The sequence below is a fragment of the Streptomyces iranensis genome (assembly GCF_017874715.1).
Lineage (GTDB): Bacteria > Actinomycetota > Actinomycetes > Streptomycetales > Streptomycetaceae > Streptomyces > Streptomyces iranensis.
In genome coordinates this window covers 25,374-51,100 of record NZ_JAGGLR010000006.1, presented here as the reverse complement: position 1 = coordinate 51,100, position 25,727 = coordinate 25,374, and the positions used below count along the sequence as shown (strand labels likewise).

1 protein-coding gene is annotated in these 25,727 nt (G+C 73.9%); it reads left to right on the top strand.

The features are described 5' to 3' along the window. The first annotated feature begins 23 nt into the window (after nucleotides 1-23). Complete coding sequence (locus tag J2Z30_RS12110) at nucleotides 24-25,727, top strand: type I polyketide synthase (protein ID WP_044575058.1); 25,704 nt, start codon at nucleotides 24-26, stop codon at nucleotides 25,725-25,727.

Below are 25,727 nucleotides of genomic sequence, written 5' to 3'. Positions count from 1 at the left end.
CGGGCCCAAGCACGGAGTACACGATGACAACCCCCAACGAAAAGCTCGTTGACGCGCTGCGGGCCTCGCTGAAGGAAACCGAGCGGCTGCGGAAACAGAACCAGCAGCTCTCCGACGCCTCCCGGGAACCGATCGCGATCGTCGGCATGAGCTGCCGGTTCCCCGGCAGCGTCGGGAGCCCCGAGGAGCTGTGGCGGCTCGTCGCGGACGGCCAGGACGCCATCTCCGGCTTCCCCGACGACCGCGGCTGGGACATCGAGGCGCTGTACGACCCGGACCCGGAGCGCGAGGGCACGTTCTACGCCCGCGGGGGCGGCTTCCTGCACGACGCGAGCCGGTTCGACCCGGGATTCTTCGGGATCTCGCCGCGTGAGGCGCTCGCGATGGACCCGCAGCAGCGGTTGCTGCTGGAGACGTCGTGGGAGGCGTTCGAGCGGGCCGGGATCGACCCGGCGACGATGCGGGGCTCGCGCACCGGTGTGTTCGTCGGCGCGTCCACGCAGGCGTACGGGGCGGGGGAGTACGACCTGCCGGAGGGTGTCGAGGGCCATCTGCTCACCGGCACCGCTTCCAGCGTCGCGTCCGGGCGGCTCTCCTACGCCTTCGGGCTCGAGGGCCCGGCGGCCACCATCGACACCGCCTGCTCCTCGTCCTCGGTCGCGCTGCATCTGGCGGTCCAGGCGCTGCGGCAGAGCGAGTGCTCGCTGGCAGTGGCGGCGGGCGCGACCGTGCTGTCCTCCCCGGATGTGTTCGTGGAGTTCAGCCGCCAGCGCGGACTCTCCGCCGACGGCCGCTGCAAGTCCTTCGCGGCCTCGGCGGACGGCACCGGCTGGTCCGAGGGTGTCGCCGTGCTGCTGGTCGAGCGGCTGTCGGACGCGCGGCGGAACGGCCACCCGGTGCTTGCGGTGGTGCGCGGCAGCGCCGTGAACCAGGACGGTGCGTCCAACGGTCTGACGGCGCCGAACGGCCCGTCCCAGCGGCGTGTCATCCGGCAGGCCCTGGAGAACGCCCGGCTCGCCCCCGCCGACGTGGACGCGGTGGAGGCCCATGGCACGGGTACGACGCTCGGCGACCCCATCGAGGCCCAGGCGCTGCTCGCCACGTACGGGCAGGAGCGGCCGGAGGGGCGGCCGCTGTGGCTCGGCTCGCTGAAGTCGAACATCGGCCACACCCAGAACGTCGCCGGTATCGGTGGCGTCATCAAGATGGTCATGGCGATGCGGCACGGGGTGCTGCCGCAGACGCTGCACGTGGACGAGCCCACCCCGCATGTCGACTGGTCGGCGGGAGAGGTGTCCCTGCTGACCGAGGCGCGGCCGTGGCCCGAGACCGGCCAGCCGCGCCGGGCGGGCATCTCGTCGTTCGGTGTGAGCGGCACGAATGTGCACACGATCATCGAGCAGGCGCCGGTGGTGGAGGCGGCTGAGGCGCCTTCGGGTGCTGTGGCTCCGGGTGTGGTGCCGTGGGTGCTGTCGGGGCGGGGCGCTGCCGCGCTGCGTGCTCAGGCCGAACGGCTGGTCGCGCATGTGGAGGCCCGCGGCGAACTGCGCCCGGTCGATGTCGGGTACGCGCTGGCGACGAGCCGGTCGGCCTTCGAGCACCGCGCGGTGGTGGTGGCCGGGGACCGTGCGGGGCTGCTGACAGGGCTGGGGGCACTGGCGCGGGGTGAGTCGGCACCGGAGCTGGTCGAGGGCAAGGTCGCCGGTGGCAAGGTGGCGTTCCTGTTCACGGGGCAGGGGAGTCAGCGGCTGGGGATGGGGCGTGAGCTGTACGACGCCTATCCGGCATTCGCGGAGGCTCTGGACGCGGTGTGTGCGGAGCTGGACCCGCATCTTGAACGGCCGCTGCGGGATGTGTTGTTCGGGGATGATGCGGCGGTACTGGATCGGACGGGGTTCACTCAGCCTGCGTTGTTCGCGGTTGAGGTGGCGTTGTTCCGGCTGGTTTCGGAGGGGTGGGGGCTGCGGCCCGATTTCCTCTCGGGCCACTCGATCGGTGAGCTGGCCGCCGCGCATGTGGCGGGTGTGTTGTCGCTTGCGGACGCGGCGAAGCTGGTGGCCGCTCGTGGCCGTTTGATGCAGGAGCTTCCGGCCGGTGGCGCGATGATCGCCGTCCAGGCGTCGGAGGACGAGGTGACGCCGCTGCTCAGCGAGCGGGTGTCGATTGCCGCGCTCAACGGGCCGTCGTCGGTGGTCATCGCGGGTGATGAGGACGCGGCTGTCGCGATCGCGGCCGGTTTCGAGGCGCGGGGCCGTAAGACCAAGCGGCTCACCGTGAGCCATGCGTTCCACTCGCCGCGCATGGACGGGATGTTGGACGCGTTCCGTCAGGTTGCGGAGGGGCTGTCGTACGAGGCTCCGAAGATTCCCATCGCGTCGAATCTGACCGGTGGTGTGGTGTCCGCCGAGGAGATCACGACCGCCGACTTCTGGGTGCGCCATGTCCGCGAGGCCGTTCGCTTCCTCGATGGCATACGGACACTGGAGGCGCAGAACGTCTCGACGTTCATCGAGCTGGGCCCGGACGGTGTGCTCACCGCCATGGCTCAGGACTGTGTGACCGGCGAGGACGCCGGGTTCATCTCGGCACTGCGCAAGGACCGCCCGGAGGCCGAGGCGCTGACGACGGCCGTCGCCCGCGCGCATGTCCGCGGTGTGGCCCCGGACTGGGCCGCGTACTTCGCCGGGACCGGTGCCGCACACGGCGTCGACCTGCCGACGTACGCCTTCCAGCGCGAGCGGTTCTGGCTGGAGCCGGGTGCGGTGTCCGTGGGTGATGTGGCTTCTGTGGGGCTGGAGTTGGCGGGACATCCGCTGCTCGGTGCTGCCGTGCCGCTGGCGGAATCCGATGGGCTGGTGTTCACGGGACGGCTGGGTCTCGACACCCATCCGTGGCTGGCCGATCACACGGTCCGGGACGCGGCGGTGGTGCCGGGCTCGGCGTTCGTCGAGCTTGCCGTTCGGGCCGGTGACCAGCTCGGCTGTGACCGCCTCGACGAGCTGACCCTGCACGCCCCGCTGGCGCTGCCCGCACGCGGTGGCGTCCGGCTGCAGGTCACGGTCGGTGCGCCGGACGACGCCGGGCACCGCTCGTTCACCGTCTCCTCCCGCGCGGAGGACGCCGCCGCCGACACGGCGTGGGTGCGCAACGCGAGCGGAGCGCTCGCCTCCGGCGCCCCCAGCCCGTCGTTCGACCTCGCCGAGTGGCCGCCGACCGCCGCCGAGGCCATCGAGCCCGAGGCGCTCTACGCCCGGCTGGCCGAGGACGGGCTGCGGTACGGCCCGGCGTTCCAGGGGCTCACGGCCGCCTGGCGGCGCGGGGACGAACTCTTCGCCGAGGTCCGGCTGGACGACGACGCCAAGCCCGGCGCCGAGGAGTTCGCCGTGCACCCGGCGCTGCTGGACGCCGCCCTGCACGCCCTCCACGGCCGCGACGGCGCCCAGCTGACCGATGGCTGGCAAGGCGTCTCCCTGTACGCGGAGGGCGCGTCCGCGCTGCGCGTACGCATCGCACCCGCCGGAGCCGACACGGTGTCCCTGGCGCTGGCCGACGCCACGGGCGAGCCGGTCGCCGCCGTGGACGGCCTGCGGTGTCGTCCGCTGCCCGACGACCTCACCGGTGACGCGGACGTGGCGCGGCAGAGTCTGTTCCAGCTGGACTGGGTGGCCCCGCGGACCGCCTCCGCCGGGCCGGATGCCGCCGCTCGCCGTATCGCCCTGGGCGAGGACCCGTTCGGGCTGGTCGCGGCCGGAGCGGCCGTCGACTCCGCCCCCGATCTGGCCGCGCTGGGCGCGTCCGTCGAGGCGGGCGACACCGCCGCCCCGGAACTGGTCCTCGCGTCCTTCGGGCCCATATCCCGCGACGCGAACGAGAACGTGGCCGAGGCCGCGCACCGGGCGGCGCGGCGTGCGCTGGCGCTGGTGCAGGGCTGGCTGGCCGATGAGCGGTTCGCCGACGCGCGCCTGGTGCTCGTCACCCGGGGCGCGATGGCCGCTGATGCCGAGGAGGACGTCACCGACCTGGCGCACGCGCCCCTGTGGGGTCTGGTGCGCTCCGCCGAGACCGAGAACCCCGGCCGATTCGTCCTCGTCGACCTCGACGAGACCTCCGCCGACGCGCTCTCCGACGCCCTGGCCACCGGGGAACCGGAGCTCGCCCTGCGCACGGGTCGCCCCCTCGCCCCCCGCCTGACCCGCACCCCGGCCCCGGGCAACGGCTCCACGGCCGCCGCTCCCGCGTTCGACGCCGACGGCACTGTGCTCATCACCGGCGGCACCGGCGCCCTCGGCCGGCTGCTCGCCCGCCACCTGGTGGCCGAGCACGGCGTACGCCATCTGCTGCTGACCAGTCGCCGTGGCGCGGACGCCGACGGCGCCGCCGAGTTGGCCGCCGAACTCCGCACGCGGGGCGCCGAGGTCACCCTCGCCGCCTGCGACGCCGCGGACCGTGACGCGCTCGCCGCGGCTCTGGCCGCCGTCCCGGCCGGGCATCCGCTGACGGCCGTCGTGCACACCGCCGGTGTGCTGGAGGACGGCACGGCCGCCGCCCTGACGCCCGACCAGCTGGAGCGGGTGCTGCGTCCGAAGGTGGACGCGGCGTGGAATCTGCATGAGCTGACCCGCGACCTCGACCTGTCCGCGTTCGTGCTGTTCTCCGCCATCGCGGGCACGCTGGGCGGTGCGGGCCAGGCCAACTACGCCGCGGCCAACGTCTTCCTCGACGCGCTCGCCGCACACCGCCACGCGGCGGGCCTGCCCGCCACCTCGCTGGTGTGGGGCCTGTGGGCCCAGTCCGGCGGGATCACCGGCGGTCTGACCGAGACCGATCTGCTGCGGCTGGCCCGCAGCGGCATGGGCACCCTCAGCGACGACGAGGGCATGGCGCTCTTCGACGCCGCTCGCCGCACCGGCCGTACCCTGCTGATCCCGGCCCGCCTCGACCTCGCCGCGCTGCGCTCCGCGGCCGGATCCGGCCCGGTCCCGGCGCTGCTGCGCGGGCTGATCCGGACCACCGGCCGGCGCACCGCCGCGGGCGCGGTCGCCGCCGGTTCGTCCCTGGCCGAGCGGCTGCGCGCGCTCTCCCCGAACGAGCGCCGCCGGACGCTGCTGGACCTCGTACGCGGCCATGTGGCCACGGCCCTCGGCCACGCCTCCGCCGACGCCATCGAGGCGCGCCGCGCGTTCAAGGAGCTGGGCTTCGACTCGCTCACCGCCGTCGAACTGCGCAACCGGCTCTCCGCCGCCACCGGGCTCAAGCTGCCCACCACGATCGTCTTCGATCACCCCAACCCCGCTGTCCTCGCCGACCATCTGCGCGCCGAACTCCTCGGCCCGGACGAGAACGAGGCCGAGGCCGAGGCCGAGCCGGCGGGCGCGGGACTCGCCGCCACCGCCGCCTCCCTCGCCGACGACCCGATCGCCATCGTCGCCATGGGCTGCCGCTACCCCGGCGACGTCCGCTCGCCCGAGGAGCTGTGGCAGCTCGTGGCCACGGGCTCGGACGCCATCACCGGGTTCCCCGTCAACCGCAACTGGGAGAGCCAGTGGGCGGCGGACGGCGACGAGGCCGACGCGGGCCCGTCCGACTACGCCCGCGCCGGTGGCTTCCTGCACGAAGCGGACCTCTTCGACGCGGCCTTCTTCGGGATCTCACCGCGTGAGGCGCTGGCCATGGATCCGCAGCAGCGGCTGCTGCTGGAGACGTCCTGGGAGGTGTTCGAGCGCGCCGGGATCGACCCGGACTCGATGCGCGGACGCTCGGTCGGCGTGTTCGTGGGCGCGGCCTACAGCGGCTACGACGCGGGCCTGGAGCAGGCCGGTTCGGAGGTCGCGGGCCATGTGATGACGGGCAACGCGGGCAGTGTCATGTCCGGCCGTATCGCCTACGCCCTCGGTCTGGAGGGCCCGGCGGTCACCGTCGACACGGCCTGTTCGTCGTCGCTGGTGGCGCTGCACTGGGCGATCCAGGCGCTGCGCCAGGGCGAGTGCACGATGGCGCTCGCGGGCGGTGTCACCGTGATGACGACGCCCGGCCACTTCACCGAGTTCAGCCGCCAGGGCGGCCTGGCCGCCGACGGCCGCTGCAAGGCGTTCGCGGCCGGGGCGGACGGCACCGGCTGGGGCGAGGGCGTCGGCATGCTGCTCGTGGAGCGGCTGTCGGACGCACGGCGCAACGGCCACCAGGTGCTGGCCGTGGTGCGCGGCTCGGCCGTCAACCAGGACGGTGCCAGCAACGGCCTCACCGCGCCGAACGGCCCGTCCCAGCAGCGCGTCATCCGCAAGGCGTTGACCAGCGCCGGGCTGACCAGCGGCGATGTGGACGTGGTCGAGGCCCACGGCACGGGTACGACGCTGGGCGACCCGATCGAGGCGCAGGCGCTGCTCGCCACGTACGGCCAGGAGCGGGCCGAGGGGCAGCCGCTGTGGCTGGGCTCCATCAAGTCCAACATCGGCCACGCCCAGGCGGCGGCCGGTGTCGCCGGAATCATCAAGATGGTGATGGCGATGCGGCACGGTGTGCTGCCGCAGACGCTGCACGTGGACGAGCCGTCGCCGCATGTCGACTGGGCGGCCGGTGACATCGCGCTGCTGACCGAGCGGATGGCGTGGCCGGAGACCGGCCGCGCGCGCCGGGCCGCGGTGTCCTCGTTCGGCATCAGCGGCACCAACGCGCACACCATCATCGAGCAGGCCCCGGCCATCGCCGTCGAGCCGGTGGCGGACGCCGGGCTGGACGGCTCCGGTGTGCTGCCGTACGCGCTCTCGGCCAAGGGCACCGACGCCCTGCGCGCCCAGGCCGAGCGGCTGTACGCCCATCTGAACGGCCGGCCCGACCTCGAACCGGCAGCCATCGCCCACACCCTGGCCACCGGCCGCGCCGCGCTGGACGCACGCGCGGTACTGGTCGCGGACGGCAGGGACGACCTGCTGGCCGGTCTCGACGCGCTGGCGCGGGGGGAGTCCGCGCCGGGGCTGGTCGAGGGCGCGGTCGCCGAGGGCGAGACGGCGTTCCTGTTCACGGGGCAGGGCAGCCAGCGGCTCGGGATGGGCCGCGAGCTGTACCACGCCCATCCGGTGTTCGCGGAGGCGCTGGACGCGGTCTGCGATGAGCTGGACGCACACCTTGAACGGCCGTTGAAGACGGTGCTGTTCGGGGACGACGCCGAGGCGCTCGACCGGACCGGGTTCACTCAGCCCGCGCTGTTCGCGGTTGAGGTGGCGCTGTTCCGGTTGGTCGAGGCGTGGGGGCTGACGCCGGACTATCTGTCGGGTCACTCGATCGGAGAGCTGGCCGCCGCGCATGTGGCGGGTGTGCTCTCGCTCGCCGACGCCGCCAAGCTGGTGTCGGCCCGTGGGCGGTTGATGCAGGAGCTGCCCGCCGGTGGCGCGATGATCGCGGTGCAGGCGTCCGAGGACGAGGTCGCGCCGCTGCTGACCGAGCGCGTCTCGATCGCCGCTCTCAACGGCCCGGCCTCCGTGGTCATCGCGGGCGACGAGGACGCGGCTGTCGCGATCGCTTCTGGTTTCGAGGCGCAGGGTCGTAAGACCAAGCGCCTCACGGTCAGCCACGCGTTCCACTCCCCGCGCATGGACGGCATGTTGGACGCCTTCGGCGAGGTGGCCGAGGGGCTGACCTACGAGGCCCCGCGCATCCCGATCGTCTCCAACCTCACCGGCACCGTCGTCTCCGCCGAAGAGATCACGACCGCCGAATTCTGGGTGCGCCACGTCCGCGAGGCCGTCCGCTTCCTCGATGGCATCCGGACCCTCGAGGCCCAGGGCGTCACCACCTTCATCGAGCTCGGCCCCGACGGTGTTCTGACCGCCATGGCGCAGGACTGCGTCACCGACGCCGACGCGGCCGCCTTCGCCGCCGCGCTGCGCAAGGACCGTCCCGAGACCGAGGCGCTGACCACGGCCGTCGCCCGCGCGTATGCGCGTGGCGTGGCGCCGGACTGGGCCGCGTACTTTGCCGGGACCGGCGCGCACCGCGTCGACCTGCCGACGTACGCCTTCCAGCACCGCCGCTACTGGCCCGAGGAGCCGGTGACGAGCCCGGCCGCCGCCGCGGGTGTCGACGGCTGGCGGTACCAGGTGGCCTGGAAGCCGCTGTCGCTGGGCTCCGCGGCCCGGCTGTCCGGGGTGTGGCTCGTCGTCGCCCCCGCCGAGGACTCCGCCGCCGCCGCGTGGACGGACGGTGTCGTCCGTACGCTGACCGAGCGGGGCGCCGAAGTACGGCGGCTCGACCTGGCACTCGACCTGGCAGACAGTGCCGACGGTGCCGCCGAGGACCGCGCGTCCATCGCCGGGCGGCTGCGTACGGCGGCCGACGGTGGTGCCGTGGCCGGTGTGCTCTCGCTGCTGGCCACCGGGGACGCCGACGCCCTGCTGCCCACGGCCGCTCTCGTGCAGGCCATGGGCGACGCCGCGATCGACGCGCCGCTGTGGTGTGCCACCCGGGGCGCGGTCTCCACGGGGCGTCAGGGCGAGCCGGTGGACCCGGCCCGCGCCCAGGTCTGGGGCCTGGGCCGGGTGGCGGCCCTGGAGCTGCCCGACCGCTGGGGCGGTCTCATCGACCTCCCCGAGACGATGACCGACCGGGTGCTGTCGCGGCTCGCGGTGGTGCTCGCCGGGGCCGGGGACGAGGACCAGATCGCCGTCCGCGCCTCCGGGGTGTTCGGCCGCCGACTGGCGCGGGCGACCGCACGGCGGGTGGCGGAGTCCGAGGGCTGGAGCGCTCACGGCACGGTGCTGGTGACGGGCGGTACGGGCGCGCTGGGCGGCCAGGTGGCCCGTTGGCTGATCGACAAGGGCGCCGAGCATGTGGTGCTCACGAGCCGCCGTGGCCTCGACGCCCCGGGCGCGGCCGAGCTGCGCGATGAACTCGCCGCGTCCGGCGCCCGGATCACGGTCGCCGCGTGCGATGTGGCCGACCGGGAGGCCCTGGCCGGGCTGCTGGCCGACCTCCCCGCCGAGCTCCCGCTGACTGCCGTGGTGCACGCGGCCGGGGTGCTGGACGACGGCGTCCTGGAGTCGCTGACTCCCGAGCGCTTCGCCACCGTCCTGCGCGCGAAGGCCGACGCGGCGCTCGCGCTGGACGAGCTGACGCGCGATCTCGACCTGTCCGCGTTCGTGCTGTTCTCCTCGACCAGCGGCACCGTGGGCGCCGCGGGCCAGGCCAACTACGCCGCCGCGAACGCCCTCCTGGACGCGCTCGCCGAACGGCGGCGCGCCGAGGGCCTGCCCGCCACCTCGATCGCCTGGGGCCCGTGGGCCGCGGGCGGCATGGCCGCCGACGAGGCGCTGGAGCAGCGCATGCGCCGCGCGGGGATGCCGCCGATGGACTCCGATCTCGCGATCGACGCCCTGGAGCGCGCCCTCGACCTGGGCGATGCGGCCGTGACCGTGGCCGACGTCGACTGGGACCGGTTCGCACCGGGCTTCACCGCGGGCCGTCCCAGCCCTCTGCTGGCCGACCTGCCCGAGGTGCGCCAGGCCGCTGTCACCGCGACCAGCGAGTCCGCACCCGCCGAGACGGCCTCCGCGCTCGCGCGGCGCCTCCTCGGACTGCCCGAGGCGGAGCGCCACCGGGCGCTGCTGGATCTCGTACGGACCCATGTCGCGGAGGTCCTCGGCCACGCCGATGTGTCCGACATCGGCGCCGAACGGGCCTTCCGCGAGATCGGCTTCGACTCCCTCACCGCCGTCGAACTGCGCAACGGCCTCAACGCCGCCACCGATCTGCGGCTGCCCGCCACCCTCATCTACGACTACCCGACACCGCTCGCCCTCGCCGACCACCTCTTCGCCGAACTGCTCGGCGGGCAGGCGGCGGCCACGGGCGACGTCTCGCCGGTGGCGGGCGTGGCGGGCGTGGCGGCCGACGACGATCCGATCGCGATCGTCGCGATGAGCTGCCGCTTCCCGGGCGGTGTCCGCACCCCCGAGGAGCTGTGGCGGCTGCTGGTGTCCGGCACGGACGTCATCTCGGACATGCCCGCCGACCGCGGCTGGGACCTCCACACGCTCTACAACCCGGACCCGGACGCCGAGGGCACCTCGTACGTCCGCGAGGGCGGATTCCTGCGGAACGCGGCCGACTTCGACCCGGCGTTCTTCGGCATCTCGCCGCGCGAGGCGCTTGCCATGGATCCGCAGCAGCGGTTGCTGCTGGAGACGTCGTGGGAGGCGTTCGAGCGGGCCGGGATCGACCCGGCCACGCTGCGCGGCTCCACCGCCGGTGTCTTCGTCGGCACCAACGGCCAGGACTACCTGTCCCTGCTGCTGGGCGACTCGCAGGGCCTCGAAGGCCATATGGGCACGGGCAACGCGGCCAGCGTGATCTCGGGCCGGCTCGCCTACACCTTCGGTCTCGAAGGTCCCGCGGTCACCATCGACACCGCCTGCTCCTCCTCGCTGGTCGCCCTCCACTCGGCGATCCAGGCGCTGCGCGGCGGCGAGTGCTCGATCGCGCTCGCGGGCGGTGTGACCGTGATGTCCACGCCCGGTGTGTTCGTGGACTTCAGCCGTCAGCGCGGGCTCGCGGAGGACGGCCGGATCAAGGCGTTCGCGGCGGGTGCGGATGGCACCGGCTGGGGCGAGGGCGTCGGCATGCTGCTCGTCGAGCGGCTGTCGGACGCGCGGCGCAACGGCCACCCGGTGCTGGCGCTCGTGCGTGGCACGGCCGTCAACCAGGATGGTGCGAGCAACGGTCTTACGGCGCCGAATGGTCCGTCGCAGCAGCGGGTGATCCGTCAGGCGCTGGCGGGTGCGGGGTTGTCGGCGTCCGAGGTGGACGCGGTCGAGGCCCACGGCACGGGCACCCGGCTGGGCGACCCGATCGAGGCCCAGGCGCTGCTCGCCACGTACGGCCGGGACCGGGCGGAGGGGCAGCCGCTGCTGCTCGGCTCCATCAAGTCCAACATCGGCCATACGCAGGCCGCCGCCGGTGTCGCCGGTGTGATGAAGATGGTCCTCGCCATGCGGCACGGGATGCTGCCACGCACCCTGCACGTGGACGAGCCCACCCCGCATGTGGACTGGTCGGCGGGCGACATCAGTCTGCTGACGGAGGCGCGGGAGTGGCCGGAGACGGGCCATCCGCGTCGTGCGGGCATCTCCTCGTTCGGCTTCAGCGGCACCAACGCCCACGCCGTCCTGGAAGAGGCCCCGGCGGCTGACGTTGTCGAGGCTGCTGCGGACACCGATGAGGGCCGGGCGGCCCTGCCGGTGCTGCTCTCGGCCCGTACGGAAGACGGGCTGCGCGCCCAGGCCGAGCAGTTGCACGGCCACCTGACCGCGCGGACCGATCTCCGCACGGCCGACCTCGGCTACGCACTCGCCGTGGGCCGCTCGGCCTTCGAGGAGCGCGCGGCGCTGGTCGCCGAGGACCGGGACGGGCTGCTGTCCGCTCTGGAAGCGCTCGCCGAGGGGCGTGCGGCGGCCGGGCTGGTGCAGGGCTCGGTGGCCGGTGGCCGGGTGGCGTTCCTGTTCACGGGGCAGGGCAGCCAGCGGCTGGGGATGGGCCGTGAGCTGTATTACGCGTACCCGGCCTTCGCGGAGGCGCTCGACGCGGTCTGCGATGAGCTGGACGGGCATCTGATGCGGCCGTTGAAGACGGTGCTGTTCGGGGAGGATGCCGAGGCGCTGGATCGGACGGGGTTCACTCAGCCCGCGTTGTTCGCGGTTGAGGTGGCGCTGTTCCGGCTGGTTTCGGAGGCGTGGGGGCTGCGGCCCGATTTCCTCTCCGGTCACTCGATCGGTGAGCTGGTCGCCGCGCATGTGGCGGGTGTGCTCTCGCTCGCGGACGCGGCGAAGCTGGTGGCCGCTCGTGGCCGTTTGATGCAGGAGCTTCCGGCCGGTGGCGCGATGGTCGCGGTGCAGGCGTCGGAGGAAGAGGTGGCGCCGCTGCTCACCGAGCGGGTGTCGATCGCCGCGCTCAACGGGCCGTCGTCGGTGGTCATCGCGGGTGACGAGGACGCGGCGGCTGAGATCGCGGCGGCCTTCGAGGCGGAGGGCCGCAAGACCAAGTGCCTCACCGTCAGCCACGCGTTCCACTCCCCTTGCATGGACGGCATGTTGGACGCGTTCCGCGAGGTGGCGGAGGGCCTGTCGTACGAGGCCCCACGGATCCCGATCGTTTCCAACCTCACCGGGGACGTGGTCTCCGCCGAGGAGATCACCAGCCCGGACTTCTGGGTGCGCCACGTCCGCGAGGCCGTGCGCTTCCTGGACGGCATCCGCACGCTCGAAGCGCGCAACGTCACCACGTTCATCGAGCTGGGCCCGGACGGGGTCCTGACCGCGATGGCGCAGGACTGCGCGACCGATTCGGCGTCCGACGCCGCGTTCATCTCGGCGCTGCGCAAGGACCGTCCCGAGGCCGAGGCGCTGACCACGGCCGTGGCACGGGCGCACGTCCGTGGCGTGGCGGTGGACTGGGCGGCCTGCTACGCCGGGACCGGCGCCGTCCGGCTGGCGCCGGACGAGCTGGCCGAGCTGCCCACGTACGCCTTCCAGCGGCAGCGCTACTGGCCGAAGGTCTCGTCGCTGTTCCTCGGCGACGTGGCCGCGGTCGGACTCGGCCGAGCCGAGCACCCGCTGCTCGGCGCAAGTGCCGAACTGCCCAGCGCGGACGGCATGTTGTTCACCGGACGGCTGGCGCTGTCCACGCACCCGTGGCTCGCCGATCACACCATCATGGACACCGTGCTCCTGCCCGGCACCGCGTTCGTGGAGCTCGCGGTCCGCGCCGGTGACCAGGTGGGGTGCGAGGTGCTGGAGGAGCTGACCCTAGAAGCGCCGCTGGTCCTGCCCGAGGACGGCGGGGTTCAGCTGCGGCTGTGGGTCGGCGCGGCCGATGACACCGGCCGCCGCCCGCTGGAACTGCACTCCCGGGCCGAGCACCTGTCGGCCGAGGAGCCGTGGACCCGGCACGCGTCCGGTGTGCTGGCGTCCGGCGGTGCGCCGGAGGCGGCGTTCGAGCTGAGCGGATGGCCTCCGGCGGACGCCGCCGAGGTCGAGGTCGGTGACCGTTACGCCGAGCTGTGGGACGTCGGTTTCGCGTACGGCCCCGCGTTCCAGGGGCTTCGTAAGGCGTGGCGGCGCGGCGGCGAGGTGTTCGCCGAGGTGGCGCTGGACGAGGGCACGGCCGAGGAGGCCGCCGCGTTCGGGCTGCACCCGGCGCTGCTGGACGCCGCGCTGCACGCGCTCGGCCTGGCCGGGCTCGGCGGCACCGAGACCGAGGGGCGGCTGCCGTTCGCCTGGACCGGGGTGTCGCTGTACGCGAGCGGCGCGGCCACGCTGCGGGTGCGGATGGCCGCCCTGGGCGGCGACGGCGTCCGGCTGGAGATCGCGGACGCCACCGGCGCACCGGTCGCGGCCGTGGACTCGCTGGTGCTGCGCCCGGTCTCGGCCGAGCAGTTGGAGAGCGCACGCACGGCCTACCACGAGTCGCTGTACCGCGTGGAGTGGACGACCACGCCCGCACCCGCGGACGCGGCCGACGGCCGCTGGGCGGTGCTGGGCACGGACGCGTTCGGGCTGGGCGCCACGGCGTACCCGGACCTGGCGGCGCTGTCCGAGGCCGTGGATTCCGGAACGGCCCTGCCGGACCAGGTCGTGGTGGACTTGACGCATCAAGCGCGTCCGGGTGTGCATTCGGACGGTGCGGCGTTTGAAAGGCCGGGCGCGGTGTCTGAAGGCTCGGGTGCGGCAATTCAAGCCCGTCCGGCGTTTGAGGACACGCCCGAAGGGCGTCCGGGCGTGCACTCGGATGGCGCGGCATTCGAAGGCCCGGGTGCGGTATCTCCAGCCCGTCCGGCGTTTGAGGACCGGGGTCTTGGGGCGGAGCCCCAAGTTGCGGGAAGGGGCGGGATTGGGGAAAACCCCACCCGAGCCGTACACGACACCACCACCCAGGCCCTCCACCTCCTCCACTCCTGGCTGGCCAACGACCGCTTCACGGACTCCCGCCTGGTCCTGCTGACCTCAGGAGCCGTGGCCACCACAACCGGTGAGCCGGTGACGGACCTCGCGGGCGCCGCCGTACGCGGTCTGCTGCGCTCCGCGCAGTCCGAGAACCCGGACAGGCTCCTCCTGATCGACCTGGACGGCCACGACAACTCGCGGGCCGCACTGCCCGCCGTCCTCGCCGGCGGCGAGACCGAGGTCGCGGTGCGAGAGGGCGTCCTCAAGACGCCACGCCTGGCCCGCGCCGCATCGGCGGCCGACAGCGAGGCCCCGGAGTGGAACCCGGACGGCACGGTGCTGGTGACCGGCGCGTCCGGCTCATTGGGCGGCCTGTTCGCCCGCCACTTGGTGGCCGAGCGTGGCGTACGGCAGCTGCTGCTGGTCAGCCGCCGTGGCGACCAGGCACCGGGCGCGGACGAACTAACCGCCGAACTCACCGAGTTGGGCGCAAGGGCACGCTGGGCGGCGTGCGACGTGGCGGACCGGGACGCGCTCGCCGCGACCCTGGCCACCATCCCCGCCGAGCATCCGCTGACGGCGGTCGTACACACCGCAGGCGTGCTGGACGACGGCGTAATCGGCTCGCTGACACCGGAACGACTGACCAAGGTGCTGCGCCCGAAGGCGGACGCGGCCTGGAACCTGCACGAGCTGACCCAGGACGCGGACCTGTCCGCGTTCATCCTGTTCAGCTCGGCCGCAGGCGTCTTCGGCGGCCCGGGTCAGGGCAACTACGCGGCCGCCAACGTCTTCCTGGACGCCCTCGCCCAGCACCGCGCCGCCCAGGGCCTGCCGGCCACCGCGCTGGCGTGGGGTCTGTGGGCCGGGGCCGGTATGGGCGACACCCTGGACGAGGCCGACATCGCGCGGATGCGGCGGGCCGGAGTGCCCCCGCTGCCGGTGACGGAGGGGCTGCGGCTCTTCGACGCCGCGCTGACCGTCGACGAGGCGTCGTTGGTGCCGATGCGTCTGGACCTCGCGGCGCTGCGCAACCAGCCCGTCGTCTCGCCGTTGCTGCGCGGTCTGGTGCGGGGCCCGGCGCGGCGTGCGGTGGACGCGGTCGCGGCGGGCGGCGAGTCCGGTCTCGCCGGGCGGCTCGCCGGGCTGTCCGAGCCCGAGCAGGAGCGGCTGCTGCTGGACCTGGTCCGGGCGCAGGTGGCCACCGTGCTCGGCTACGCGGGCGCGGAGACCATCGGCTCCGGGCGGGCGTTCAAGGAGCTGGGTTTCGACTCGCTGACCGCTGTCGAGCTGCGCAACCAGCTCAACACGGTCACCGGGCTGCGGTTGCCCGCGACGCTCATCTTCGACTACCCGGACCCGCAGCTCTTGGCCCGCCATCTGCGGACCGAGCTGGTGGGCGAGGAGTCGGCGGAGGTGCACACCCCGGTCCCGGTGGCGGCCGTCACGGAGGACGAGCCGATCGCCATCGTCGGTATGAGCTGCCGCTACCCGGGCGGGGTCACCACCCCCGAGGAGCTGTGGCAGCTCGTCATCGGCGCCACCGACGCCATCTCCGACTTCCCCGTCGACCGTGGCTGGGACCTCGACGCGCTCTACAGCGACGACCCCGACCAGGTGGGCACCAGCTACACCCGCGAGGGCGGCTTCCTGCACGACGCCGCCGACTTCGACCCGGACTTCTTCGGGATCAACCCGCGCGAGGCCGTGGCGATGGATCCGCAGCAGCGGCTGCTGCTGGAGACGTCGTGGGAGGCGTTCGAGCGGGCGGGCATCGACCCGGCGGCCGTACGGGGCAGCAGGACCGGTGTCTTCGCGGGCGTCATGTACCACGACTATCTGACCCGGCTCACCGCCGTCCCCGAGGGGCTCGAGGGCTACCTCGGCACCGGTGGCGCGGGCAGCATCGCCTCGGGCCGGGTGGCGTACACCTTCGGTCTGGAGGGTCCGGCGGTCACCATCGACACGGCGTGTTCGTCGTCGCTGGTGGCGCTGCACCTCGCCGCGCAGGCGCTGCGCAACGGCGAGTGCTCGCTGGCGCTGGCCGGTGGTGTGACCGTCATGGCCACACCGGACACGTTCATCGACTTCAGCCGCCAGCAGGGACTGTCCACGGACGGCCGCTGCAAGTCCTTCTCGGCGTCGGCGGACGGCACCGGCTGGGCCGAGGGCGCGGGCATGCTGCTGGTCGAGCGGCTGTCGGACGCACGGCGCAACGGCCACCGCGTGCTGGCGATCGTGCGTGGCTCCGCCATCAACCAGGACGGCGCCTCCAACGGTCTGACGGCGCCCAACGGCCCGTCCCAACAGCGCGTCATCCGCGACGCGCTCACCAGCGCCCGGCTCACCACCGCCGATGTCGACGTGGTGGAGGCGCACGGCACGGGTACGACGCTGGGCGACCCGATCGAGGCCCAGGCCCTGCTCGCCACCTACGGCCGCAACCGGCCGGAGGGGCAGCCGCTGTGGCTGGGCTCGCTGAAGTCCAACATCGGCCACACGCAGGCCGCCGCGGGTGTCGCGGGCATCATCAAGATGATCATGGCGATGCGCCACGGGGTGCTTCCGCGGACCCTGCACATCGACGAGCCCACCCCGCATGTGGACTGGTCGGCGGGCGACCTCGAGCTGCTGACCGAGGCCCGGCCGTGGCCGGAGCTCGACCGGCCGCGCCGGGCGGCCATCTCGTCGTTCGGCGTGAGCGGTACGAACGCCCACACCATCCTGGAGCAGCCCCCGGCCCCCGCCCCCGCCCCCGAGGAGGCCCCCGCGACCGGTCGTCCGGTGGCGGCGCCGCCGACGGTGCCGTGGGTGCTCTCGGGCAAGTCCGAGGCCGCCCTGCGCGGGCAGGCCGAACGGCTCCTCGCCCACCTCGCCACCCACCCCGAGCTGGACACCACGGACGTCGGCCACTCGCTGGCCACGGGCCGGGCGGCGCTGGAGCGGCGCGCGGTGGTCATCGGCGAGGACCGCGCCGGGCTGCTGTCCGGCCTGGAGACGCTCGCGCGCGGCGAGTCGGCGGCCGGGCTGATCCAGGGAACGGTGGCCGAGGGCGGCAAGGTGGCGTTCCTGTTCACCGGCCAGGGCAGCCAGCGGCTCGGCATGGGCCGTGAGCTGTACGACACCTACCCGGTGTTCGCGGAGGCATTGGACGCGGTCTGCGATGAGCTGGACGGGCATCTGATGCGGCCGTTGAAGACGGTGCTGTTCGGGGATGACGCCGAGGCGCTGGATCGGACGGGGTTCACTCAGCCTGCGTTGTTCGCGGTTGAGGTGGCGCTGTTCCGCCTGGTCGAGGCGTGGGGTGTGCGGCCCGACTTCCTCTCCGGGCACTCCATCGGTGAGCTGGCCGCCGCCCATGTGGCCGGTGTGCTCTCGCTCGCGGATGCGGCGAAGTTGGTGGCGGCGCGTGGGCGGTTGATGCAGGAGCTTCCGGCCGGTGGCGCGATGATCGCGGTCCAGGCGTCCGAGGACGAGGTGACGCCGCTGCTGACCGAGCGGGTGTCGATCGCCGCGCTCAACGGTCCGACCTCCGTGGTCATCGCGGGTGATGAGGACGCGGCGGCTGAGATCGCGGCTGTATTCGAGGCGCAGGGCCGTAAGACCAAGCGGCTCACCGTGAGCCATGCGTTCCACTCACCGCGTATGGACGGCATGTTGGACGCGTTCCGCGAGGTGGCCGAGGGGCTGACCTACGAGGCCCCGCGGATCCCGATCGTCTCCAACCTCACCGGGAACGTGGTCTCCGCCGAGGAGATCACCAGCCCCGACTTCTGGGTGCGCCACGTCCGCGAGGCCGTCCGCTTCCTCGACGGTGTCCGGGCGATGGAAGCCCAGGGCGTCACCACCTACGTCGAGCTGGGCCCGGACGGTGTGCTCACCGCCATGGCCCAGGAATGCGTGTCCGGCGATGCCGACGCCTTCGTCTCGGCGCTCCGCAAGGGGCGTACCGAGCCGGTGGCGCTGACGGCGGCGCTCGCCGCGCTGCACACCCGGGGGCTCGCCCTGGACTGGGCGGCGTTCTTCGCCGGTACGGGGGCCCGCGTGGTCGAGCTGCCGACCTACGCCTTCCAGCGGCAGCGCTTCTGGGTCGAGAACCCGGAGGAGGTCCGCGAGGCCGTCGCGGCCATGGATTCCGTGGACGCGCGGTTCTGGGAGGCGGTCGAGCGGGAGGACTTGGAGGCACTGGCCGGGACGCTCCAGTCCGAGGACGCGGACGCCGACGCCGACGCGCTCTCCTCGCTGGGCGCCGTCCTGCCGATGCTGTCCTCGTGGCGGCGCCGCCAGGGCGAGCGGTCCACCGTGGACGCCTGGCGCTACCAGGCGACCTGGAAGCCGGTGGCCGCCCGCGCCGAGGTGGCGCCGACCGGCCGCTGGCTGGTGGTGGCCCCGGCCGACGCGACAGCCGATGCACTGGCCGAGGGTGTCGTACGGACGCTGTCCGCACGCGGCGCCGAGGTGCGGACGGTCGAGCTGGCCGCAGAGGACCGTACGGACATGGCCGAGCTGCTGGGCGAGGCGATCGCCGACGCCCCGGTGGCCGGGGTGTTCGCGCTGCCGTCCCTGACGGAGGGCGCCGACGGGCTGTTCCGCACGGCCGCCCTGGCACAGGCCCTGGGCGATCTGGCCGTGGACGCGCCGCTGTGGGTCGCCACGCGCGGCGCGGTCTCGACCGGCCGGGCGGACGGTCCCGTGGACCCGTGGCAGGCGCGGGTCTGGGGCCTGGGCCGGGTCGCGGCCCTGGAACTGGCCGAGCGGTGGGGCGGTCTGGTCGATCTGCCGGAGACGGTGGACGCCCGTGCGCTGTCGCGGCTCGCGGGTGTGCTGGCCGGTGGCGACGGCGAGGACCAGGTGGCGGTGCGCGCCTCCGGTGTCTTCGGCCGCCGGCTGACCCGGGCCGCCGAGACCGCCGCCGAGACCGCCGCCAAGACCGCCAAGACCGCCAAGACCGAGCGTGGCCGCGACTGGCGGCCGGGCGCGGGCTCGGTGCTGGTGACCGGCGGTACGGGCGCGCTGGGCGCGCATGTGGCCCGCTGGCTGATCGACAAGGGCGCCGAACACGTGGTGCTCACCAGCCGCCGTGGCCTCGACGCCCCCGGCGCGGCCGAGCTGCGGGACGAACTCGCCACCTCCGGCGCCCGGGTCACCGTCGCGGCCTGTGACGCCGCCGACCGCGAGGCGCTGGCCGCGCTGGTGGCCGGGCTCCCGGCCGAACTGCCGCTGACGGCGGTGGTGCACGCGGCCGGGGTGCTGGACGACGGCGTTCTGGAGTCGCTGACCCCCGAGCGCTTCGCCACCGTCCTGCGCGCCAAGGCCGACGCCGCGGCCAACCTCCACGAGCTGACGCGGGACCTGGACCTGGACCTGTCGGCCTTCGTCCTGTTCTCCTCCTTCGCGGGCTCGATCGGCGCCGCAGGTCAGGCCAACTACGCCGCCGCCAACGCCTTCCTGGACGCGCTCGCCGAGCGCCGCCGGGCCGAGGGCCTGCCCGCCACTTCGATCGCCTGGGGCCCATGGGCCGAGGGCGGAATGGCCGCGGACGACGCGCTGGAGCAGCGCATGCGCCGCGCGGGTGTGCCGCCGATGGCCGCGGACCTGGCCATCGCCGCGCTGCAGCGCGCCCTGGACCTGGACGAGACCGCGGTGATGGTGGCGGACATCGACTGGGAGCGGCTGGCCCCCGGCTTCACCGCCTCCCGGCCGAGCCCGCTGCTGCTTGAGCTGCCCGAGGCGCGCGCGGCGCTGGAGGCCGAGGGCGGGCGTACGGCCCGTACGGCCGGTGGCGGCGCGGACGAGTCCTCGCTGGCCCAGCGGCTCGCGGGGGTCCCGGCGGCGGAGCGCGAGCGGATGCTGCTGGACCTGGTGCGCTCGGCCGTGGCCGATGTGCTGGGCCACTCCGACGCCGAGGCCGTCGAGGCGGACCGGGCCTTCCGGGACCTGGGCTTCGACTCGCTGACGGCGGTGGAGCTGCGCAACCGGCTGAACACCGTGACCGGGCTGCGGCTGCCGCCCACCCTGGTGTACGACTACCCGTCGTCCTCGGCGCTCGCCGCTCACCTCCGTACGGAGATCCTGGGCGACGAGAGCGCGGCCGACGCGGTGGCCGGTGTGCCGTCCACGGCGGTGGCCGTCGCCGACGATCCGATCGCGATCGTCGGCATGAGCTGCCGCTTCCCGGGCGGTGTGCGGTCGCCGGAGGAGCTGTGGCGGCTCCTGGTCGCCGGGCAGGACGCGGTGACGGGCTTCCCGGCCGACCGCGGCTGGGACCTGGAGGCGCTGTACGACCCGGACTCGGCCACCGAGCACACCAGCTATGTCCGCGAGGGCGGATTCCTGGCGGACGCCGGGGAGTTCGACGCGGCGTTCTTCGGTATCTCGCCGCGTGAGGCGCTTGCCATGGATCCGCAGCAGCGGTTGCTGCTGGAGACGTCGTGGGAGGCGTTCGAGCGGGCCGGGATCGATCCGACCACGCTGCGCGGCCAGCAGGTCGGCGTGTTCGCGGGCACCAACGGCCAGGACTACATGTCGCTCGTCCTCCACTCGCCGGACGGCGGCGATGGCTTCATGGGGACGGGCAACGCGGCCAGTGTGATGTCGGGTCGGGTGTCGTACGCGCTCGGCTTGGAGGGCCCGGCGGTCACCGTCGACACGGCCTGCTCCTCCTCACTCGTCGCGCTGCATTGGGCGATTCAGGCGTTGCGGGCGGGTGAGTGTTCGTTGGCGTTGGCCGGCGGTGTGACGGTGATGTCGACGCCGGGTTCGTTCGTGGACTTCAGTCGTCAGCGTGGGCTGGCCGCTGATGGACGGATCAAGGCGTTCGCGGCGGGTGCGGACGGCACCGGCTGGGGCGAGGGTGTGGGCATGCTGCTCGTGGAGCGGCTGTCGGACGCCCGGCGGAACGGCCATGAGGTGCTGGCGGTCGTGCGCGGCAGCGCCATCAACCAGGACGGTGCCAGCAACGGCCTCACCGCGCCGAACGGTCCCTCGCAGCAGCGGGTGATCCGTCAGGCGCTGGCGGGTGCGGGTCTGTCGGCGTCCGAGGTGGACGCGGTCGAGGCCCACGGCACCGGTACGACGCTGGGCGACCCGATCGAGGCCCAGGCGCTGCTGGCCACCTACGGCCGGGACCGCGAGGAGGGCCGACCGCTGTGGCTCGGCTCCATCAAGTCCAACATCGGGCATACGCAGGCCGCGGCCGGTGTCGCCGGTGTGATGAAGATGGTGCTGGCGCTGCGCCACGGTGTGCTGCCGCCGACGCTGCACGTGGACGAGCCGACCCCGCACGTCGACTGGTCCGCCGGTGAGCTGGAGCTGCTGACCGAGGCGCGGGAGTGGCCGGAGACCGGCCGTCCGCGCCGGGCGGCGGTGTCGGCGTTCGGCATCAGCGGCACCAACGCGCACACCCTGCTGGAGCAGGCTCCGGAGCCGGAGGAGACTCCCGCCGCCACCCCGGTGGTGGAGTTGCCGACGGTGCCGTGGGTGCTGTCGGGCAAGTCCCCGGCCGCCGTACGCGGTCAGGCCGAACGGCTCCTGGCCCACCTCGGCGGACTCGGCGGCGTAACAGCGACGGCCGCACCGGCCGCCACCGATGTGGCGTACTCACTGGCCACGACCCGCGCCGCCCTGGACCACCGGGCCGTGCTCACCGCGGACAGCGGGGACGGGCTGTCGGCCGGTCTCGCGGCGCTGGCGCGCGGCGAGACCGAGGTGCCGGGCCTGGTCGAGGGTTCGGTGACCGGTGGCAAGGTGGCGTTCCTGTTCACCGGTCAGGGGAGTCAGCGGCTGGGGATGGGGCGTGAGCTGTACGACGTCTTCCCGGTGTTCGCGGATGCGCTGGACGAGGTGTGCGCGCACTTGGACGGGCACCTGGAGCGGCCGCTGCGGGAGGTGCTGTTCGGTGAGGACGCCTCCGCGCTGGATCAGACGGGCTTCACTCAGCCCGCGCTGTTCGCGGTTGAGGTGGCGCTGTTCCGGCTGGTGGAGGCGTGGGGTCTGAAGGCGGACTTCCTGTCCGGGCATTCGATCGGTGAGTTGGCCGCCGCGCATGTGGCGGGTGTGTTCTCGCTCGCGGATGCGGCGAAGTTGGTTGCGGCGCGTGGGCGGTTGATGCAGGAGCTTCCGGCCGGTGGCGCGATGATTGCCATCCAGGCGTCCGAGGACGAGGTGACGCCGCTGCTGACCGAGCGGGTGTCGATCGCCGCGCTCAACGGGCCGACCTCCGTCGTCATCGCGGGTGATGAGGCCGCGGCGGCCGAGATCGCGGCTGTATTCGAGGCGCAGGGCCGTAAGACCAAGCGGCTCACCGTGAGCCACGCGTTCCACTCGCCGCGTATGGACGGGATGCTGGAGGCGTTCCGCGAGGTGGCCGAGGGGCTTACGTACGAGGCTCCGCGGATCCCGATCGTCTCCAACCTCACCGGGGACGTGGTCTCCGCCGAGGAGATCACGACCGCCGACTTCTGGGTGCGCCACGTCCGCGAGGCCGTCCGCTTCCTCGACGGTGTCCGGACGCTCGAAGCCCGAGGCGTCACCACCTACGTCGAGCTCGGCCCCGACGGTGTCCTCACCGCCATGGCGCAGGACTGCCTGGCCGAGTCCGACGCGGCCGAGCTGCTGCCCGCGCTGCGCAAGGGCAGGCCGGAGGCCGAGGCGGTGACGGGCGCGCTGGCCCGGCTGTACGTCCGTGGCCTGGCCCCCGACTGGGAGGCGTTCTTCGCCGGTACGGGCGCGCGGAAGGTCGCGCTGCCGACGTACGCCTTCCAGCGCGGCCGCTACTGGGTCGACGCCCAGCTGAGCCTGGACGAGGTGGCCTCGGCGGGGCTCGGCTCGGCCGATCACCCGCTGCTGGGCGCGGCGGTGGAACTGCCCGACGCGGACGCGTATGTGTTCTCCGGGCGGCTTTCGCTCGCCTCGCACGCGTGGCTGGCGGACCACACGGTCGCGGACACGGCCGTGTTGCCGGGCTCCGCGTTCGTGGAGCTGGCGGTGCGCGCCGGGGAGCATGTGGGCTGTGCGCTGCTGGAGGAGCTGACCCTGGACGAGCCGCTGGTCCTGCCGGAACGCGGCGGGGTGCGGCTGCGGGTCTCGGTCGGCGAGCCGGACCGTGACGGCCGTCGCCCGCTGGCCGTGTACGGGCGTGACGAGCGCTCGGAGACGGACCGGCCGTGGACCCGGCACGCCGCCGGTGTCCTCGCGTCCGAGGCCCCGGCGGGTGGCGGCGCCGAGTCGCTGTCCGTCTGGCCGCCCGCCGACGCGGAGCCGGTCGACACCGATGAGCTGTACGCGAGCATGGCGCGCGCCGGGCTGCTGCACGGCCCGGCGTTCCAGAGCCTGCGCCGCGTCTGGCGGCGTGGCGAGGAGGTCTTCGCGGAGGTGCGTATCGCGGCGGAGCGGCAGCCCGAGGCGGCCCGCTTCGCCCTGCACCCGGCCCTGCTGGACGGCGCGTTGCAGCCGCTGGCGCTGGGCGCGGGCGGTGCCGCGGTGGCGCGCTCCTGGCGCGGGGTGAGCCTGTACGCGGTGGGCGCCGAGGCGCTGCGCGTACGGCTCGCGCTGACCGAGGGCGGCGCGGTGTCGATGGTGGCGGCCGATGAGTCGGGTGCGCCGGTGGCGTCGGTGGACGCGCTGGTGACCGGGGCGCTGGAGGTGGACCGGATCGCCGGTGCGGCCGCCTCCGACCGCCATGAGTCGCTGTTCCGTATCGACTGGGCGCCGGTGGCGGCGCCGTCCGAGGCCGCGTCGGCGGGCTTCGCCGTCATCGGCGGCGATGAGCTCAAGCTGAGCGTGGCCCTGGAGACGGCCGGGTTCCGTGCCACGGTCCACGACGACCTCGTATCGCTGAACGCGGCGGTCGAGGCGGGCGGGCCCGCGCCGGACACCGTGCTGGTGCCGTTCCCGCCGGAGCCGGGCGCCGCGGAGGGCGGCCTCGCCGCCGGTGCGCACACGGCCACCCACCGCGTCCTGGCCCTGGTTCAGGAGTGGCTGAACGGCGGCCGGCCCGGTGCGGCCCGGCTGGCCGTGGTCACCCGTGGCGCGGTCGCCGCGGCCGGTGACCCGGCGGTGGCGGACCTGGTGCACGCCCCGGCGTGGGGTCTGCTGCGGTCCGCGCAGACGGAGAACCCGGGCCAGTTCGTCCTGCTGGACGTGGACGGCGAGATGTCGTACCCGGCGATCGCGGCGGCACTGGACTCGGGCGAGCCCGAGCTGGCGCTGCGCGCCGGGACGGCGTACGCGCCACGCCTGGCCAGGGTCGAGACGGCCCCGGCCACCGAGGCCGTCGACCCGGCCGGGGTCACCGAGGCCGTCGACCCGGTTGAGGTCCCCAACGCCGTCGGCTCGGCCGGGGCCACCGAGTCCGTCGACTCGGCTGGGGTCGCCAATGCTGTCGGCGTCGCCGGGGCCGCCAAGGCGATCGATCCGGACGGCACTGTGCTGATCACCGGCGCCACCGGCGGTCTGGGCAGGCTCTTCGCCCGGCATCTGGCCACCGCGCATGGCGCCCGCCATCTGCTGCTGACCAGCCGCAGTGGCCCCGCCGCCGACGGTATGGACGAACTGGTGGCGGAGCTTGCCGAGTTGGGTGCGGGGGCCACCGTCGCCGCGTGCGACGCGGCCGACCGGGAGGCGCTGGCCGGGCTGTTGGCCACGATTCCGGCCGACCGTCCGCTGACGGCCGTGGTGCACACCGCGGGCGTCCTCGACGACGGCGTCATCGACATGCTGACGCCCGAGCGGGTGGACGCGGTGCTGCGGCCCAAGGTCGACGCGGCGGTCAACCTCCACGAGCTGACCCGCGATCTGGACCTGTCCGCCTTCGTGCTCTTCTCGGCCGCGGCCGGCACGCTGGGCGGCGCGGGCCAGGGCGGCTACGCGGCGGCGAACGTCTTCCTCGACGCCCTCGCCGGTCACCGCCGCGCCACCGGCCGTACCGCGCTGTCCCTGGTGTGGGGCATGTGGGCCGAGGAACGTGGCATGGGCGGCAGGCTCGGCGAGGCCGATCAGAAGCGGGCGGCGCGCGGCGGGGTGCTGCCGCTGTCCGCGGAGGAGGGGCTCGCCCTGTTCGACGCGGCCCACGCCGTGGCCGACGAGGCGGTCCTGGTGCCCGTACGGCTGGAGATGGCGACGCTGCGCGCCGCCGCCACCACCGGGGAACTGCCGTCGCTCTACCGAGGCCTGGTGCGCACGCCGGTGCGCCGCGCCGCGGCCGGTGGCCCCGCCGCCCCGGAGGCGGTGGCGGACACCGGCGAGGGCACCCTGGCCCAGCGGCTTGCCGGGCAGTCGGAGGCCCAGCGGCAGCGGACCGCGCTGGACCTGGTCCGCCGTCAGGTGGCCGCCGTGCTGGGCTACGCCTCGAAGGACCAGGTGGGCGCCGAGCAGGCGTTCAAGGAGCTGGGCTTCGACTCGCTGACCGCCGTGGAGCTGCGCAACCGGCTGAACGCGGCCACCGGGCTGAAGCTCACGGCCACGCTGGTCTACGACTACCCGACGCCGGTGGCACTCGCGCGCCATCTGCGCCAGGAAGTGGCGCCGGACGCCGAGGGCCCCGGAGTGCCCGTACTGGAGGAGCTGGAGCGGTTGGAGAACAGCCTGTCCTCGCTGACGCCGGAGGAGCTGGTCTCGGTGACGGAGGACGAGGCCGCGCATGCGAACATCGCGGTGCGCCTGCAGACGCTGCTGGCGAAGTGGAACGACGTGCGTCGCACCGCGGACGACCCCGGGGCGGACGCCGAGGCGGAAGCGTTCGAAGAGGTCAGTGACGACGAGCTCTTCGACTTCATCGACAAGAGGTTCGGTAACGGCTGA